The sequence below is a fragment of the Streptomyces sp. NPDC001204 genome (genome assembly GCF_053598035.1).
Map to the genome: position 1 here is coordinate 245,055 of NZ_JBSFJL010000004.1, position 16,884 is coordinate 261,938.

Consider the following 16,884-nt stretch of genomic DNA (forward strand, 5'->3'; position numbering starts at 1 on the left):
GTGACCGGTTCGGTGAGTTCCGTGGGTTCGGTGAGTTCCGTGGCGGTCGGGGGGACCGGTTCGGTGAGTTCCGTGGGTTCGGTGAGTTCCGTGGCGGTCGGGGGGACCGGTTCGGTGAGTTCCGTGGGTTCGGTGAGTTCCGTGGCGGCCGGGGAGACCGGTTCGGCGAGTTCCCCGGTGGTGGCGTTGGCGGCTTCGGCGGGAACTTCGGCGGGAATTATGGCGGGAACTTCGGCGGGAACTTCGGCGGGAATTATGGCGGGAACTTCGGCGAGAACTTCGTCGGCCCCGTCGGCCCCAATGGCCTGGGAGGCCTCGTAGACAAGGGAGGCGAGGGCGCGGGGGTCGGCGGTCTGGGGGGCCTCGTCGACAAGGGAGGCGAGGGGGCGGCGGCGCCCGGCGCCGGAACGAGTGGCGGTTCCGGGGTCGGTCCGGGTACCGGTCTCGGCGGCGCGTCCGGCCAAGTCCCGGGTGGCGTCCACAGCATCGTGCCCTCGCCCGGAGTGATCGCCCGCGGCGGTCAGCTGGTGGTCACGATCGACGGCTGCCGCAACGGCGGGACCATGTCGTCGACCGTGTTCTCCCGGTCGACGCTGCGGCCGTTCGACGGCGCCGGCGAGCGCGCGAGGGGTGTCGTGACGATCCGCGACGACGCCCGTCCCGGGACGTACGACATCACGGTCGACTGCAACGGCCGGCGGCTGACCAGGCCGGAGGCCTTCACCGTCGTCGGCGCTGTCCGCGGCGGAGTGGGCGGCGGCACCACCACCGGTGCCACCCCGACCGACATGGCCATCGGCGGCGGGCTGATGGCGGCGGGCGCCGTCGGCGGCGGCGTGCTCTGGATGCGGCGCCGGTCCGACAAGCGCTCCTGACGGCTCCGTACTCCGGATCCGGCCCCGCTCTCGTGTGCGGGGCCGGATCCCTTTCTGCCGGCGGGGCCTTCGCCCCTGGTCCGCGTACGCCGCAAGGCCTTCGCCCCGGACCTGGAGAGGTCCGGGGCGAAGGCCTGTCCCGAGGGAGAGGACAAGGTCAGGCGGTGCCCTCCTCGCCGGTGCGCCGGCGGGAGAGGCGGTACGCCGTGCCGATCGAGCCGCCGATGAGCGCGGTGCCCAGGCCGATCTGCTTGAGGTCGAAGCCGGCGACGGTCCCGCCCACGCCCGCGCGGACGCCGTGCTTGAAGTGCTCCGAACCGCCACCGCCGCCGCCCCCGCCGCGACCGCCGAAGCTCCCCTCGTCGTCACCGCCGTAACCGGAGCGGCCGCCCCCGCCGTAGGAGTTGCCGCCCCCGCCGCCGTAGCGCTCCTCGTTGCCGCCTCCGCCTCCGCCTCCGCCGCCGCCTCCGTAGGAACGGCTGTCGCCGCCCCCGTTGCCGTAGGTGCGGCCGTCACCGCCGCTGGCTACGGCGGCCGGCGCGCACAAGGTGAGGGCGCCGACGCCCAGCAGTGCGGCCGATACGACACCTATTACGCGCATGGTGGGTCCTCCGGTCCCCGAGGAGCAGCAGCGGACCTTTTCCGCTTGTGCCGGGTATGCGCCTCGCTGACCAAAACGCTAGGGAGGTGTGCGTTCCGGCGCGATTGCACTCGGGCGAACGGGGCAACGGTTGGGCCGCACAGGGGATTCACACGGGGCCGTCAGTGTGTCAGATGGGGGAACAGGTCCAGGAACGGTCCGGCGGTGGCCGAGACCCCGCGGCTGTAGGGGGCGTCGAAGTCCCAGATCAGGAAGAGGAGGAAGGCGATCAGCGCGGAGAACAGCCCGGCGAGGATCAGCTCCCGTTTCGTGCGCCGGATCTGGAGCGCGAACACCATGCCGATGGTGATGACGCCCCCCGAGAGCAGACCGAACCACACCACACCCGGCATCGTCGCCCCCATGGAGCCGGCCCGTGCGGTGCGGGCCTGGGCGGCGGCGGCCACCTGGTCCACCAGCGGCTGGTAGGCCTGCGCCTCGAAGTCCGACCTGGGCTCGTAGTCGGTGACGTCGGCGCGGACGCGGTCGAGCAGCTCGTCGCCCCGCTTGGTGACACGCCCGTGGTCGACCATGGTCTTCCACTCGGTGGTCACGACGTGTCCGGCGTAGGTGTCGACGTCGGCGCGGATGCGGTCGCGGACGTCGGGCGGATAGACGCGGACGCGCTCGGAGACCTCGTGCAGCGCCTGCGCCTCCGCCTGGACGTGGTCCTGGGCGGCGACGCGCGCCTCCCAGACACCGGCGATGGCCAGCCCCAGCACGATGGCGTAGACCACGCCGATCCACATGGTCATGTACTCGATGACGTCCGGGGTCTCGGTGGGATCGTCGTCCACGGCCTTCGTGCGGTGCCGCAGGAGGGTGATGACCACGACCACGGCACAGGCGGCCAGCATCGCGAGAACGAGAACAAGCCATTCCGACAACGGGTTCCTCCAGGGGGTCAGCGCGGGCGGAGCGCGGCCACGGCGGCCAGTGCGGGCACCGCGATGAGCAGGACGTAGGTGAGGGGTGAGGGGCTGCGCCGTGGTGTCGGCCGGTGCGGCTGGGTGTGGTGGCGCGGGTAGGTCACCGGCGTCATGGACGGGCGGGGACGTGGCTTGGGGGCCGGCTTCGGGGCCGGCGGTGCTGGTGGCGGGGGTGGTGCGGGCGGTGGGGGAGTGGGCCGGGGCTGCGGGGCGGCCGGGGCCGGGCGCGGGGGCGGCGGGGGTTCGGGCTTGGGGGTGGGCGTCGGCTTCGGTGGCGGTGCCGGCGTGGGCGGCGTGGGCGGCGGAGGCGGCGTGGGCGTCGGTGTGGGTGTCGGTGTCGGTGTCGGGGTGGGACTCGGGCTGGGCGGCGGCGTCGGCCGCGGGCACGGCGGCGGAAGAGGCGGAAAGGAGGGCCAGGAGCCGCTGCCGGCCACCGCCACCGCCTCCGTGCCGTCCGGGCCCGTGGAGGCGTACGCGCAGGCGTCGGCCGCGGCCGGGGCGGCTCCGCCCACACACGTCCACGCCAGCAGTGCCGGCGCCAACACCCGCAGCACCAGGCCGGATCGCGTCGGTTCGGGTCGTTGCACGAGCAAGATCATGAGCTGTCGTGGACCGTGGCACGCCGCGGTGGACGCGGATTGCCCCGAAGGTGGGATGCCGCAGGCCGGAGGGTTTGATCGGCGGGCCGGCGCGGCGCCGCCGATGGGTACGCGCGTACGAGGTGGCGCGGAACGTGTCACGGTTTCCGGAAAGAAATCTCTGCCGCGATTGAACACAACCACCTGTGCCGTGCGTACCAAGTGTCGTGCGGCGGCGCAGTAGGGCGCTGCAACACCCTTTTGATTATGGGGAGTTGACGATGAACACCTCCTGGCGGAGCGCCTCACTCGTGGCGGCGGCCGCGGCCGTGCTGGCGCTGACGACGGCGTGCGGTCAGGAAAGCGCCCCTTCGGCGGGCAGTCAGAACGTGGGTGCGACCGCCGCGGCCGGCGGCTTCGGCAGTGTCGGCACCGGTGCCGACACCGGCGTCGGCAACGGTTACGGCGCCGACGGTCAGCAGGGTGCCGCCAAGGCCGCCGGGGAACTCGCGGTCTCCGCCAACGCGGAGCTGGGCAAGGTGGTCACCGACAGCGCCGGGATGACCCTGTACCGCTTCGACGCGGACACGGCCCAGCCCCCCAAGTCCACCTGCGACGCCGACTGCGCCACGGCCTGGCCGCCGGTTCCCGCCGACGACGCCACGGCCGGAGCCGGTATCGACAAGGCCCTGCTCGGCGAGGTCACCCGCGCCGACGGCACCAAGCAGCTGACGATCGCCGGGTGGCCCGCCTACCGCTACGCGAAGGACACCAAGGCCGGCGAGACCAGCGGCCAGGGCGTGAACGGCAAGTGGTTCGCGCTGGCGCCCGACGGCAAGAAGGCCTCGTTGGTGAACCTGCCGGGCCTGTCCGTGAAGAAGACCGAACTGGGCGACGTCGTCGTCGACAAGAACGGCATGACGGTCTACCGCTTCTCCAAGGACCAGGCGTGGCCGAAGTCGGTCTCCGCCTGCACCGGTTCCTGCCTGGAGAAGTGGCCGGCCGTGGCGCCCGTCGCCGTCAGCGACACCAAGGGCGTGCTGAAGAAGGGCATGATGCCCTTCACCCGGCCCGACGGTGTCAAGCAGATGACCATCAACTGCTGGCCTCTCTACACGTTTTCCGGGGACGAGGCGCCCGGGGACGTCAACGGTCAGGGCGTCGGCGGCACATGGTTCGCCGTCTCCCCCGACGGGAAGGCGATCGGCGCGCCGCAGTAGGGGCCGCTTTCCCGGCTTTCCCCACTTCCCCAACTCTCTTCAGATCGGACCGCCCCCTCCGTACCGCACGGAGGGGGCGGTCCGGCGTGTGTGCAGATCGTGGCAATTCATCGCGATGCGGGTGCGACGAGCGGGCCGGAGGCGCAGGTGGTGACCGGGAACGGATGGTCAATTTCCGTTTCCGCTCGCCCGTTCGGCGGGCGATCAGTAGCCTCAGCTCGAACACCGGATCGCCTACGCAGTGGAGAGATGGATGGAGCGTCCCGCCTGGGCTCCGCGAAGCATCGACATCTCGGTGCCGAGCGTCGCTCGAATCTACGACTTCTACTTGGGCGGTTCGCACAACTTCGAGGTCGACCGGGAAGCGGCGCGCAGGGCCATGGAGTTGATGCCGGGGCTGCCCAAGATCATGCAGGCCAACCGGGCCTTCATGCGCCGGGCCGTGGACTTCGCCCTCGACGAGGGCATCACCCAGTTCCTGGACATCGGGTCCGGCATCCCCACCTTCGGCAACGTCCACGAGATCGCCCAGGCCGCCCGGCCCGGCGCGCGGGTGCTGTACGTCGACCACGACCCGGTGGCGGTCAGCCACAGCAAGGCCGTTCTGGCGGGCAACGAGGACGCGGACGTGATCGCGGCCGACCTGCGCAAGCCCGGGGAAATCCTCGCGAGCCACGAGTTGGGGCGGCTGATCGACCTGAATCGGCCAGTCGCGCTGCTTCTCGTTGCCATACTGCACTTCGTGGAGGACGCGGACGACCCCTACGGTGCGGTGGCCGAGCTGCGCGACGCGCTCGCGCCGGGCAGCCTGCTCGTCCTCACTCATGCCGCGTACGAGGGAATCCCGCTCTCCGCGAAGCGGAGCCGGTCCCTGGTGGACGTGTACAAGGACATTCGCAACCCGCTGATCATGCGTTCGCGCGAGGAGATCGCGCGGTTCTTCGAGGGGTACGACATGGTGGAACCCGGGCTGGTGCCGATGCCGAACTGGCGGCCGCGTACGGCGCCGGAGGACGAGGACCCGTATGCCTTCTCCGGGTTCGCGGGCGTGGGGCGTACGGCGTGACCGCGGGACCGGACGGGCCGGAGGGCAGACTTCGCCGGTTGACGACGATCTGGAGCCGGGCCGTCTTCCCGGTGACCTCGACGTCGTTGACCCGCCCGGAGTTCGAGGAACAACTCCTGCCGCTCGCCCGCCGGTTGAGCACGGCGCTACGGGACCGGGCCTTCGCCGCGGAGGAGGGCGAGGCGGTCGGCGCGGCCCTGGTCGACGCGCACTGCACCGCGCCCGAGGCGCTCAGCCGCTCCCTGGACTGCCTCGACGCCTACCTCGTGCTGTACTGCGGCGAGGACGGCGACCAGGAGGACCTGCGCGCCCGCTCCGCGCGGTTGCAGCACTCGATGGCGGCCGGGTTCGCGCGGGCGCTGCGCGAACGCACACTGGCCGAGCAGGAGGCGATAGCCCAGGCGGCGCTGCGCGCCCAGGGCGTGGTCGCCCAGGCCCTGCACGCCAGCGAGGCCCGCTTCCGCGCCGTGTTCGAAGGCGCGGCGATCGGCATCGCCATCGCCGACCTGGAGGGCAACGTCCTCCAGGTCAACAGCGCGCTGCTGCGCATGTTCGGCGGCTCCGAGCAGACCGTGCGCGGCCGCAACGTACGAGAGTGGACCCACGCCGACGACGCCCCGCAGATGTGGCGGCTGTACGAGGAACTGGTGCGCGGCGAGCGCGAGCACTACCACGTGGAGAAGGCCTTCTACCGGCCGGACGGAACGGTTCTGTGGACCAACCTGACCGTCTCCCTGCTCCGCGACGCGGACGGCTACCCGCAGTACCAGCTCGCCCTCATGGAGGACACCACCGAGCGGCGGCTGCTCAACCTGAGACTGCGGTACGAGGCCACCCACGACGCGCTCACCGGCCTGCCCAACCGCACCCTGTTCTTCGAACGCCTGGAGAAGGCGCTGAACGCGGGCGAGGACCAGCGCTTCGGTCTGTGCTACCTCGACCTGGACGGCTTCAAGACCATCAACGACAGCCTCGGCCACGCGGCGGGCGACCGGCTGCTCGTCGAGGTCGCCGACCGGCTCCAGGCGTGTGCGACCGCGCCCGGCGAGATGGTCGCCCGGCTCGGCGGTGACGAGTTCGTCGCGCTGACCACCGGCCCCGGCACCCGGCGCGAGGTCGACGAGCTCGCCGCCCGGATCATGAACGCGCTGGTCGCCCCGGTCCGCATCGACGGCCGGGAACTGGCCGTACGCGGCAGCATCGGCATCGTCGAGGGACCGGCGGGCGAGCGCAGCGCGGCCGAGGTGCTGCGCAGCGCGGACATCACCATGTACCGGGCCAAGTCGGCCGGCGGCAACCGCTTCGAGCTCGCCGATCCGGAGGCCGACGCCCGCGCCATCACCCGGCACGGACTGACCACGGCGCTGCCTGCCGCGCTGGACCGGGGGGAGTTCTTCATCGAGTACCAGCCCCTGGTGCACCTCGGCGACGGCAGCGTGCGCGGCGCCGAGGCGCTGGTGCGCTGGCTGCATCCGCAGCACGGCGTCCTCGGCCCCGACCGGTTCATCCCGCTCGCCGAGCACACCGGGCTGATCGTCCCGCTGGGCCGCTGGGTCATGGAGCAGTCGGTGCGCCAGGCCCGCCGTTGGCGGGAGACGCACCGGGACGGCGCCGAGGGACCGCTGCGCATCAACGTCAACCTCTCGCCGTGCCAGCTCACCCACCCCGGGCTCGTCCAGGACACCGTCGACATCCTGGAGCGTGCGGGCGTGCAGCCGGACGCGCTGTGCCTGGAGGTCACCGAGTCGGCGCTCATCGGCGCCGACGACGACCTGCTCAAGCCGCTGCGCCGGCTGGCCGAGATGGGCGTCGACATCGCCCTGGACGACTTCGGCACCGGCTACTCCAACCTGGCCAACCTGCGCCGGCTGCCGGTGAGCGTGCTCAAGCTGGACCGTTCCTTCACCCAGGGCATGCAGCAGTTTCCGGCCGACCCCGTCGACCTGAAGATCGTCGAGGGCATCGTCGCGCTCGCCCACAGCCTGGACCTCGCGGTCACCGTGGAGGGCGTGGAGACGGGCGCCCAGGCCGAGCAACTGCGGGTGCTGGGCTGCGACACCGCCCAGGGCTGGTACTACGCCCGCCCGGGCCCACCGGACCGCCTGCACGACCTGGCGCTGGCAGACGCGACAACGTAACCGGCAACGCCCGGCGCCTCCGAGCGGCGCGGGGAACCGCGCGCCCAGCGACGACGGACCCGCGGCCCAGCACGTTCTGGGGGGGCCGCCCCGAAGGAGCCCCGGGGGCGCGGGGGACTGCGCGCCCAGCCATGAGGGACCCGCGGCCGAACACGGTCCTCGGCCCCCGGGACGTGGGCCCGACGCGGTTGAGGGCCTGCCGACACCCGTCGGCAGGCCCTCAACCGCGTCACTCAAACCCGCGGCACCGCCGCCACGTCGCCCGGCGCGGCCTCCGCCTTCGACCGCTCCTCGCTGAAGCTCATCACCGGAGGCTTCCGCCGGAACGCGCGGGTCAGGAACAGCAGGTACAGGAACCCGGCCAGCATCCAGCAGAGCCCCACCTCGAAGGTGATGCCCTCCAGGCTGGTCCACAGCCAGACGGTCAGGGCGAATCCGACGATCGGCAGCAGCCCGTAGGAGAGCAGGTCGCGACCGCTGCGACGGCCCTGGTCGATCAGATAGTGCTTGACCACGCTCAGGTTGACCATCGAGAAGGCGATCAGGGCACCGAAGTTGATCATCACCACGGCGTTGTCGAGGCTGATGAACAGGGCGACCAGCGAGACCGCGGACACCAGGCCGGTCGCGATCACCGGGGTGCGGAAGCGGGGGTGCAGACAGCCGAACACCCGCTTGGGCAGCACACCGTCGCGTCCCATCGAGTACAGGATCCGGGACACGCTGGCCTGCGTGGTGACCCCGGAGCCGAAGGCGCCCGCGACATAGACGGCCACGAAGAACGAGGTGAAGGCCGAACCGCCCAGCGTCCGCATGATGTCCAGGCCCGCGCTGTCGGGGTCGCTGAACGTGGCGCCCGGGTGCACGAGCGCGCCCATCCAGGACACCACGATGAACAGGACGCCGCCGATGGCCGTGGTGAGCACGATGGCGCGAGGAATGGTGCGCCGTGGGTCCTTGGCCTCCTCCGACATGGTGGAGACCGCGTCGAACCCGAGGAAGCTCAGCGCCAGGATCGCGGCGCCGGAGAACGCCGCCGAGGTCCCGGAGCCGCCCGGCAGGAACGAGGTGAACGGCTTGGAGGCGCCGTGGCCGAGCGTGTGGTGGACGGACAGGGCGACGAAGACCACCACGAGCACCCCGGCCAGGCCCACCACCAGGATGCTGAGCCGGCTGATGGAGTCCACGCCGAGCACGTTGACGAGAAGCGCGAGCAGCAGCGCGGCGAGCACGAACACCCGCGCGGGAACCGACGGGAACTGGCTGTGCAGATAGATGCCGATCAGCAGGAAGTTGATCATCGGCAGGAAGAGGTAGTCCAGCAGCAGCGTCCAGCCGACCATGAAGCCGACATGCCCGCCGAAGGACTGCTGGGTGTAGGTGTACGCCGACCCCGCCGTGGGGAAAGCCCGCACCATCCGCCCGTAGCTGACTGCGGTGAAGAGCATCACCACGAGGGCGATCACGTAGGCGGCCGGTAGATGGCCGTTGGTGACGCCGGTGACCGCCCCGTAGGTGGTGAACACGGTCACCGGGGCGAGGTAGGTGAGCCCGAAGAGGGTGAGCCCCGGCAGCCCGAGGACTCGCCTCAGTCCTTTTTCCGCGGGGATGTCTTTATCCGTCATGAAGCGTTCCTTCCGCAGAAGAATGGGGCATTGCCGGGTGATCCGGCAAGGGCGGCGGCTGGGGCGGGGCGTGCGGCGGCGCCCCAGCCTTGGGGGTCACCCGTGGGTGCGTTCGCCCGCCAGCCAGGTGCCGAGCACGGTGATGGCGGGCACGTCGTGCGGATCGAGGTCGCGGGGGTCCCGGTCGAGCCAGACCAGGTCGGCGACCCGTCCCGGGGCCAGGACGCCCCGGTCGTCAGCCATCGCCTGATGGGCGACGCCGGCCGTGTAGCAGGACATCGAGGTCTCGATGTCGATCCGTTCCCGCGGCAGCCAGCCGCCCTCGGGGAGGCGCTCCGGCGTCTGTCGGGTCACCGGGACCGGAAGGCCGGTCAGAGGCCGGTGGTCGGTGACCGGCCAGTCGCTGCCGAACGAGACCCGGGCGCCGCCGCGCAGCAGCGAGCCCAGCGGGTACTGCCGCCGGGACCGGACCTCGCCCAGACGGGGCATGGTGAGGTCGGTCATCGCGGGGTCGGGCTGAAGCCACAGCGGCTCGATGTTGGCGATCACGCCCAGTTCGGCGAAGCGGGACAGGTCCTCGGGGTCGACCATCTGCACATGGGCGATCACCGGACGGCGGTCCCGGTGGCCGCGCACCTCGGTGAGATGGGCGAGGGCGTCCAGCGCGGTGCGGATGCCGGCGTCGCCGATCGCGTGCAGATGCGGCTGGAGTCCCAGCCGGTCGATCTCCACCAGTGCCTCGCGCAGCTCGGCGGCGGCCCAGACCGGCATGCCCCGGGTGCAGGGGTCGTCGGCGTACGGTTCGAGCAGCGCAGCGGTGCGGTTCTCGATGATGCCGTCGACGAAGAACTTGACGGTCCGCACGGTCAGCCGGTCGAGCCCCTCCGCGCGGATCCGGTCGCGGTCGGCGGCGAACTCGGCGAGCTGCTCGCGCCACCGCGACGGGTCGGCGCGCAGGGCGAGGTTCACCCGCGTTGCCAGGACGCCCTGCCGGGCCGCCGTCAGATAGGCGTCGACGGCCTCGTGGTCCACCCAGGCGTCCTGGATCCAGGTGACCCCGGCCGCGGCGTAGGTGCGGGTGGCGTGGGTCAGGGCCCGTACGCGTTCGTCCAGGGTGCGCTCGGGTGCGGCGCCGAGGACCGCGTCGACCGCGTCCCACTCGACCATGGTGCCCATCAGGCTGCCGTCGGGACGGCGCACGAACCGGCCGCGCTCGCTGTCCTTGGCGGAGCCGTCGAGGCCGGCCCGGCGCATGGCCTCGGTGTTGCACCACAGCGTGTGGTAGTCCCAGGCCCGCAGGGCGACCGGGCGGTCGGGCACGACGGCGTCCAGCCAGCGGGCGTCGAAGAGGCCGTCGGGGGCGAGGGTGGAGTCGTAGCTGCCGCCGAGGATCCAGTCCGCCTCCGGGTGCTCGGCGGCGTACCGGCCGACCTCCGCGACCAGCTCGTCCACGCTGGTACAGGGTCTGATCCGCGGCCCGAGTGCTTCGAATCCGCCCTGGTCGGGGTGGCAGTGACCGTCTCCGAACGCGGGCATGAGCAGACCTCCGTCGAGGTCCAGCAGCTCGTCGGCGGCGCCGGCGAGCGCCTCGGCCGCCGCGCCGACGGCCTCGACGCGGCCGTCCCGAACGGCCAGCGCGGTCGGCGGCTGCCCGGCGTCGGACGGTACGGGCAGACCGGTCCACACGGTGCCGTTGCGGAAGACGGTGAGGGGCATGCGTACTCCCAAAGCGAACGCCATTCGTTTTAGTGGACGCAGGTTAGACTCACGCGACGACGCTTGGGAAGAGGGGCGGGGACACCGGATGAGCGCCGGGACGCGAAGGACGGGACGGCCGAGCACGCCCGTACTCGATCGCGAGGTGATCGTGCGCGGCGCGCTGGACCTGATCGACGAGGTCGGCGCCGAGGGGTTCTCCATCGCCCTGCTGGCCCGGCGGCTCCGGGTCCGGCCCTCGTCGCTCTACAACCACGTCAAGGGCAAGGACGACATCCTCGCCGGAGTGCGCGAGCTGGTGGCCGACCCGATCGACGCGGAGGTCTTCGACAGCCTGCCCTGGGACGAGGCCCTGGTCGGCTGGGCCCGGCTCTACCGGGCGGCGTTCGCGGCGCATCCGCAGACCATCTCGCTGCTGGCCACCATCCCGGTGTCCGGCGCGCACCGCACCCTGCGGATGTACGAGTCGGTGGTCTCCGGTCTTGAGCGCGGCGGATGGCCGACCGCTTCGGTCATCCCCGTCATGGTCGGCGTGGAGTCGTTCGTCCTGGGTTCGGCGCTGGACCTGGTGGCACCGGCCGCGATGTTCGACCCCGGGCCGGACTCGCCCCGGGTGCCCAGGTTCACCGCCGCGGTGCACGCCCGGGACGAAGCCTGCGCCGCGCAGGGGCGGCCCGCCGCGGACCTGGCCTTCGAGGTCGCCCTCGCGGCGCTGGTCGACGGCCTGCGCGCTCGACTGGCCGCGGAAACCTCCTCTGACGCAGAGTAGTTGACGTTGAGTCAGGCCGACTTTTTAGTCAACTGATGGATCATCAAGTACGGTCCGGAAGACCGGATCACGCTCAACGGTCACCGCTCCAGCAGCATCCGCTGAAGCTCCCTCGCCGCCCTCGGCGGAGCCACGTCGCTGCGGTGGGCCAGTGCGATGGTGCGATGCAGTCCGGGACGGGCCAGCGGGGTGACCCGCAGGCCGTGGCCGGCGCGCGTGGCGACCATGCGCGGGACGACGGCCACCCCGAGCCCCGCCCGTACGAATCCCAGCACCGCGTCCATCTCGCCGCCCTCGACGGCGAGGTCCGGCTCGAAGCCCTCGGCGCGGCACGCGGCGACCGTCAGCTCCCGCAGGTCGTAGCCGTGCCGGAACATCACCAGACGTTCGCCCTCCAGATCCGCGACGGCGACCGAGCGCCGCCCCGGGCCACCGGGCGCCGGCGCCTCCGGCGAGGAGACCACCACCAGGTCCTCGCGCAGCAACTCCACCGTGGTCAGGGCGGGGGAGGGGGTCGGCAGCGGCAGCACGACCAGCGCCAGGTCCAGGGCGCCGCGGGCCAGCTCCCGCACCAGGTCGTGGGAACCCCCCTCCTCGACCAGCAGCCGGATGCCCGGGTAGCGGTCGTGGAAGGCGCGCAGCACGTCCGGCAGCAGGCCGGTGCACAGGCTCGGGGTGGCGCCGAGCCGCACCCGGCCCCGGCGCAGCTGCACCAGTTCCTGCACCTCGTGCCGTGCCGTGTCGGCGTCGGCGAGGATGCGCCGGGCCAGCGGCAGCAGCGCCTCACCGGCGTCGGTGAGCGTGATGTTGCCCCGCGCCCGCAGGAACAGATCCGCTCCCAACTCCCTCTCCAGCGCCTTGATCTGCTGCGACAGCGACGGCTGGGCGACATGCACCAGATCGGCCGCCCGGGTGAAGTGCCGGGTCTCGGCGACCGCCACGAAGTACTGGAGCTGCTGGAACTGCACGAGACCAGCATAGCCAATCCCTATCGAAACGAGCTGGACCATGTCTTGGACCGATGGGGTCCTTCGGCCCTAGCGTGCTGAGACATGGCACTGGCAACGCGGACGGACCGACGGCCGTCCATGGCACGCACCGTGTGGGGCTCGACCGTCGGCAAGAAGACCGTGATGGCGGTCAGCGGGCTGATCATGCTGCTGTACCTGGTCGTCCACATGATCGGAAACCTGAAGATCTACTTCGGGGCGGCCGAGTTCAACCACTACGCCCACTGGCTGCGCACGCTCGGCGAGCCGTTCATGCACTACGAGTGGACGCTCTGGCTGGTCCGCGTGGTGCTCGTGGCCGCCGTCGTCGCCCACGCCGTCTCCGCCTACCAGCTCAGCCGCCGCGACATCAAGGCGCGGCCCAGCAAGTACGTGCACGCCAGGCCCCGGGCCAGTTACGCCACCCGCACCATGCGCTGGGGCGGGATCATCCTCGGCCTGTTCATCGTCTGGCACATCCTCGACCTGACCACCGGCACCGTGCACTCCGGTGGGTTCCAGCCGGGCCACCCGTACCAGAACGTCGTGGACACCTTCTCCACCTGGTACGGCAACGTCATCTACATCGTCGCCATGCTGGCGCTCGGCCTGCACATCCGGCACGGATTCTGGAGCGCCGCCCAGACCCTCGGCGTCGGCAGCCGCACCCGCGACCGTGCCCTGAAGACCGCCGCCAACGTTCTCGCACTGCTGCTCACGGCCGGCTTCATCGCCGTCCCGGTGGGCGTCATGACCGGAGTGGTGAGCTGACATGACCTCCTACGCCGACTACGCGACCGGTGCGCCGGTCGCCGACACCAAGGCCCCGTCCGGCCCGATCAACGAGCGCTGGGACAAGCGCCGTTTCGAGGCCAAGCTGGTCAACCCCGCCAACCGGCGCAAGCACACGGTCATCGTGGTCGGCACCGGCCTCGCGGGCGGCTCGGCCGGCGCCACCCTGGCCGAACAGGGCTACCACGTCGTCCAGTTCTGCTACCAGGACTCCCCGCGCCGCGCCCACTCCATCGCCGCGCAGGGCGGTATCAACGCGGCGAAGAACTACCGCAACGACGGCGACTCCATCCACCGGCTGTTCTACGACACCGTCAAGGGCGGCGACTTCCGCGCCCGCGAGTCCAACGTGCACCGCCTCGCGCAGATCTCGGTCGAGATCATCGACCAGTGCGTGGCCCAGGGCGTGCCGTTCGCCCGCGAGTACGGCGGCCTGCTCGACACCCGCTCCTTCGGCGGCGTCCAGGTCTCCCGCACCTTCTACGCCCGCGGCCAGACGGGCCAGCAGCTCCTGCTCGGCGCCTACCAGGCGCTGTCCCGGCAGATCGCCGCGGGCAACGTCGAGATGCACCCGCGCACCGAGATGCTCGACCTGATCGTCGTCGACGGCCGGGCCCGCGGCATCGTCGCCCGCGACCTGATCACCGGGAAGATCGACACCTACTTCGCGGACGCGGTCGTCCTGGCCAGCGGCGGCTACGGCAACGTCTTCTACCTGTCGACGAACGCCATGAACTCCAACGCCACCGCGATCTGGCGGGCGCACCGGCGCGGCGCGTACTTCGCCAACCCCTGCTTCACCCAGATCCACCCCACCTGCATCCCGCGCACCGGCGACCACCAGTCCAAGCTCACCCTGATGAGCGAGTCGCTGCGCAACGACGGCCGCATCTGGGTCCCGAAGGCCAAGGGCGACAACCGTCCGCCGAACGAGATCCCCGAGGACGAGCGCGACTACTACCTGGAGCGCATCTACCCCTCCTTCGGCAACCTCGTCCCGCGTGACATCGCCTCCCGCGCCGCGAAGAACGTCTGCGACGAGGGCCGCGGTGTCGGCCCCGGCGGCCAGGGCGTCTACCTGGACTTCGCCGACGCGATCCGGCGGATGGGCCGGAAGAAGGTCGAGGAGAAGTACGGCAACCTCTTCGACATGTACGAGCGGATCACCGCGGAGAACCCGTACGAGGTGCCGATGCGGATCTACCCCGCCGTGCACTACACGATGGGCGGCCTGTGGGTCGACTACGACCTCCAGACCACCCTCCCCGGCCTGTTCGCGGTCGGCGAGGCCAACTTCTCCGACCACGGCGCCAACCGCCTCGGCGCCTCCGCCCTGATGCAGGGCCTGGCCGACGGCTACTTCGTCCTCCCGGCCACGATCAACGACTACCTGGCCCGCAACCCGCACCAGGAGGCCGTCACCGAGGACCACCCCGCCGTCCAGGAGGCCGTCGCCGAGACCGAGGACCGCCTCAACCTGCTGCTGGCCGTCGACGGCGACCGCACCCCCGACTCCTTCCACCGCGAAGTCGGCGAACTGATGTGGGAGTTCTGCGGCATGGCCCGCACCGAGGCGGGCCTGCGCAAGGCACTGGACCGCATCCCGCAGATCCGCGAGGAGTTCTGGCGGCGCATCAGGGTGCCCGGCACCGGCGAGGAGTTCAACCAGTCCCTGGAGAAGGCCAACCGCGTCGTCGACTACCTGGAGCTCGCCGAGCTCATGTGCCTCGACGCGCTGCACCGCGCCGAGTCCTGCGGCGGCCACTTCCGCGAGGAGTCCCAGACCCCCGACGGTGAGGCGGCCCGCAGGGACGAGCAGTTCGCCTACGCGGCGGCCTGGGAGTTCACGGCCACGGGCGAGGCGCCCACCCTGCACAAGGAAGACCTGGTCTTCGAGTACGTCCACCCCACCCAGCGGAGCTACGCATGAGGCTCACCCTGCGCGTCTGGCGGCAGAAGAACGCCGACGCCGACGGCGCCATGTCCACCTACGAGGTGGACGACATCTCACCCGACATGTCCTTCCTGGAGATGCTGGACGTCCTCAACGAACGGCTCATCCTCTCCGGCGAGGACCCGGTCGCCTTCGACCACGACTGCCGCGAGGGCATCTGCGGCGCGTGCAGCCTGGTCATCAACGGCGACGCGCACGGCCCCGAGCGCACCACCACCTGCCAGCTCCACATGCGGTCCTTCGAGGACGGCGACACGATCGACATCGAGCCGTGGCGCGCTGCCGCCTTCCCGGTGGTGAAGGACCTGGTGGTCGACCGCTCGGCCTTCGACCGGATCATCCAGGCCGGCGGCTACATCAGCGCCCCCACCGGCTCCGCGCCCGAGGCCCACGCCACCCCCGTACCGAAGCCGGACGCCGACTTCGCCTTCGAGCACGCCGAGTGCATCGGCTGCGGCGCCTGCGTCGCCGCCTGCCCCAACGGCGCGGCGATGCTGTTCACCTCCGCCAAGATCAACCACCTCAACGTGCTGCCGCAGGGCGCCCCCGAGCGCGAGACGCGCGTCCTGGACATGGTGGCCCGGATGGACGAGGAGGGCTTCGGCGGCTGCACCCTGACCGGGGAGTGCGCCACCGCCTGCCCCAAGGGCATCCCCCTCGTGTCGATCACCAGCATGAACAAGGAGTGGCTGCGCGCGACCCGCAAGGCGTCCAAGCGGTAGCCCATCAGGGAACGTTCGCCGAGGGGGCGGACGGGCGGGGCCGGGAGTGGTGCTCATCCCCGGCCCCGCCTCGGTTTCCCCCGGCGGTTCAGCGCAGGAGGTCGCGCCGGGTCAGCGTGCTGCCCAGCGTCGCCGCGGCAGCGCGCACCGCCGTCGTATGCCCCTCGGGACGGAACCGGCTGGTGGGGCCGGCCACACTGATCGCGGCGATCGGCTCGTCCCGGCGCCCCAGGACGGGCGCGGCGACGCACACGAGCCCCACCGCCGACTCCTCCCGTTCGAACGCGACCCCCGTCTCGGTCACGCGCTGCAACTGGCGGCGGAGGATTCCCGGAGCCACCACGGTGTGCGGGGTCCGCCGCTCCAGGGCGCCGGTCAGCACGGCACGCCGAAGATCGGCGTCGGCGTGCGCGAGCAGCGCCTTGCCGATCGCGGTGCAGTGCAGCGGCATCCGTCCGCCGGTGCGTGAGGGCACCCTGGCCTGACGGTGGCCGCCGATCTTGGCGACGTACACGACGTCGTGGCCCTCGCGCACCCCGAGGTGCACGGTCTCGTGGGTGCGCTCGTACAGATCCTGGAGGAACGGCATCGCCACCTCCAGCAGGCTGCGCTCCAGCGAGGCGAGCATGCCGAGTTCGAACAGGCCGCCGCTGAGCCGGTAGCCGCCGTCGGCGCGTTCCAGCAGGCGGTTGGCGACCAGTTCGCCGGACAGCCGGTGCACCGTCGCCTTGTGCAGGCCGGTGCGACGCACCAGATCGGCGAGGCTCACCGCCTGGTCGTCGGGCCGGAAGGCCCGCAGGATCGTCACCGCCTTGCCCAGCACCGTGTTGAGGTCCGCCGTCTCCGACATGCCCGCCAGCGTATCGCTGAG

At 71.5% G+C, this 16,884-nt stretch carries 15 protein-coding genes; 8 read left to right on the plus strand and 7 right to left on the minus strand.

The genetic code is table 11. The features are described from left to right. Positions 1-353: 353 nt before the first annotated feature. Positions 354-875 carry a hypothetical protein gene (locus tag ACWC91_RS08380; protein WP_281154037.1) on the plus strand — a complete coding sequence of 174 codons (522 nt, stop codon included), beginning with the start codon at positions 354-356 and terminating at the stop codon, positions 873-875. 157 nt (positions 876-1,032) lie between these two features. On the opposite strand, the gene ACWC91_RS08385 is transcribed toward ACWC91_RS08380, so the two are convergent. The 3 genes from ACWC91_RS08385 to ACWC91_RS08395 all read right to left on the minus strand — a co-directional run bounded on the left by ACWC91_RS08385 (position 1,033) and on the right by ACWC91_RS08395 (position 2,548). Beyond that, positions 1,033-1,476, minus strand: coding sequence for a hypothetical protein (locus ACWC91_RS08385; protein WP_450645063.1), 444 nt, complete (start codon positions 1,474-1,476; stop codon positions 1,033-1,035). A gap of 161 nt (positions 1,477-1,637) precedes the next feature. Next, positions 1,638-2,402 carry a bestrophin-like domain gene (locus ACWC91_RS08390; RefSeq protein WP_450645065.1) on the minus strand — a complete coding sequence of 255 codons (765 nt, stop codon included), beginning with the start codon at positions 2,400-2,402 and terminating at the stop codon, positions 1,638-1,640. A gap of 17 nt (positions 2,403-2,419) precedes the next feature. Continuing rightward, positions 2,420-2,548 carry a hypothetical protein gene (locus tag ACWC91_RS08395; protein ID WP_263637975.1) on the minus strand — a complete coding sequence of 43 codons (129 nt, stop codon included), beginning with the start codon at positions 2,546-2,548 and terminating at the stop codon, positions 2,420-2,422. A gap of 755 nt (positions 2,549-3,303) precedes the next feature. Between ACWC91_RS08395 and ACWC91_RS08400 the strand changes: the two genes are divergently transcribed. The 3 genes from ACWC91_RS08400 to ACWC91_RS08410 all read left to right on the plus strand — a co-directional run bounded on the left by ACWC91_RS08400 (position 3,304) and on the right by ACWC91_RS08410 (position 7,446). After that, a complete protein-coding gene (locus ACWC91_RS08400; protein ID WP_225076808.1) occupies positions 3,304-4,242 on the plus strand; it encodes an SCO0930 family lipoprotein in 939 nt (312 codons plus the stop codon). Between the two features lie 253 nt (positions 4,243-4,495). Then, the gene (locus ACWC91_RS08405) at positions 4,496-5,308 is read left to right on the plus strand and encodes an SAM-dependent methyltransferase (RefSeq protein WP_225076807.1); all 813 of its coding nucleotides are present in this window, start codon (positions 4,496-4,498) and stop codon (positions 5,306-5,308) included. Continuing rightward, a complete protein-coding gene (locus ACWC91_RS08410; RefSeq protein ID WP_225076806.1) occupies positions 5,305-7,446 on the plus strand; it encodes a putative bifunctional diguanylate cyclase/phosphodiesterase in 2,142 nt (713 codons plus the stop codon). The genes ACWC91_RS08405 and ACWC91_RS08410 overlap by 4 nt, the downstream gene beginning before the upstream one ends. Positions 7,447-7,679: 233 nt before the next feature. On the opposite strand, the gene ACWC91_RS08415 is transcribed toward ACWC91_RS08410, so the two are convergent. Both ACWC91_RS08415 and ACWC91_RS08420 read right to left on the minus strand, forming a co-directional pair. Further along, entirely contained in the window at positions 7,680-9,071 is a 1,392-nt protein-coding gene (locus ACWC91_RS08415) for an APC family permease (protein ID WP_450643781.1), read from the minus strand. 96 nt (positions 9,072-9,167) lie between these two features. After that, entirely contained in the window at positions 9,168-10,787 is a 1,620-nt protein-coding gene (locus ACWC91_RS08420) for an amidohydrolase (protein ID WP_450643782.1), read from the minus strand. A gap of 88 nt (positions 10,788-10,875) precedes the next feature. Here ACWC91_RS08420 and ACWC91_RS08425 point away from each other — a divergent pair, with 88 nt between their 5' ends. Beyond that, entirely contained in the window at positions 10,876-11,556 is a 681-nt protein-coding gene (locus ACWC91_RS08425) for a TetR/AcrR family transcriptional regulator (protein ID WP_225076803.1), read from the plus strand. An 80-nt stretch (positions 11,557-11,636) separates the two neighbouring features. On the opposite strand, the gene ACWC91_RS08430 is transcribed toward ACWC91_RS08425, so the two are convergent. Continuing rightward, on the minus strand, positions 11,637-12,524 hold the full coding sequence (locus tag ACWC91_RS08430) for a LysR family transcriptional regulator (RefSeq protein ID WP_225076802.1): 888 nt from the start codon (positions 12,522-12,524) through the stop codon (positions 11,637-11,639). A gap of 120 nt (positions 12,525-12,644) precedes the next feature. Between ACWC91_RS08430 and ACWC91_RS08435 the strand changes: the two genes are divergently transcribed. Genes ACWC91_RS08435 through ACWC91_RS08445 form a run of 3 tightly spaced genes read left to right on the plus strand, consistent with a single transcriptional unit; the run spans position 12,645 to position 16,013 of the window. Further along, positions 12,645-13,316, plus strand: coding sequence for a succinate dehydrogenase (locus tag ACWC91_RS08435; protein ID WP_141355881.1), 672 nt, complete (start codon positions 12,645-12,647; stop codon positions 13,314-13,316). A 1-nt stretch (position 13,317) separates the two neighbouring features. Next, positions 13,318-15,267: a fumarate reductase/succinate dehydrogenase flavoprotein subunit gene (locus ACWC91_RS08440; RefSeq protein ID WP_450643783.1), complete on the plus strand. Its 1,950-nt coding sequence runs from the start codon at positions 13,318-13,320 to the stop codon at positions 15,265-15,267. After that, positions 15,264-16,013 (plus strand): succinate dehydrogenase/fumarate reductase iron-sulfur subunit, encoded by a 750-nt coding sequence (locus ACWC91_RS08445; protein WP_141355877.1) that lies wholly within the window; start codon positions 15,264-15,266, stop codon positions 16,011-16,013. Before ACWC91_RS08440 ends, ACWC91_RS08445 begins: the two co-directional genes overlap by 4 nt. An 88-nt stretch (positions 16,014-16,101) precedes the next feature. Here ACWC91_RS08445 and ACWC91_RS08450 read toward each other — a convergent pair whose 3' ends face one another. After that, on the minus strand, positions 16,102-16,863 hold the full coding sequence (locus tag ACWC91_RS08450; protein ID WP_450643784.1) for an IclR family transcriptional regulator: 762 nt from the start codon (positions 16,861-16,863) through the stop codon (positions 16,102-16,104). Positions 16,864-16,884: the final 21 nt, after the last annotated feature.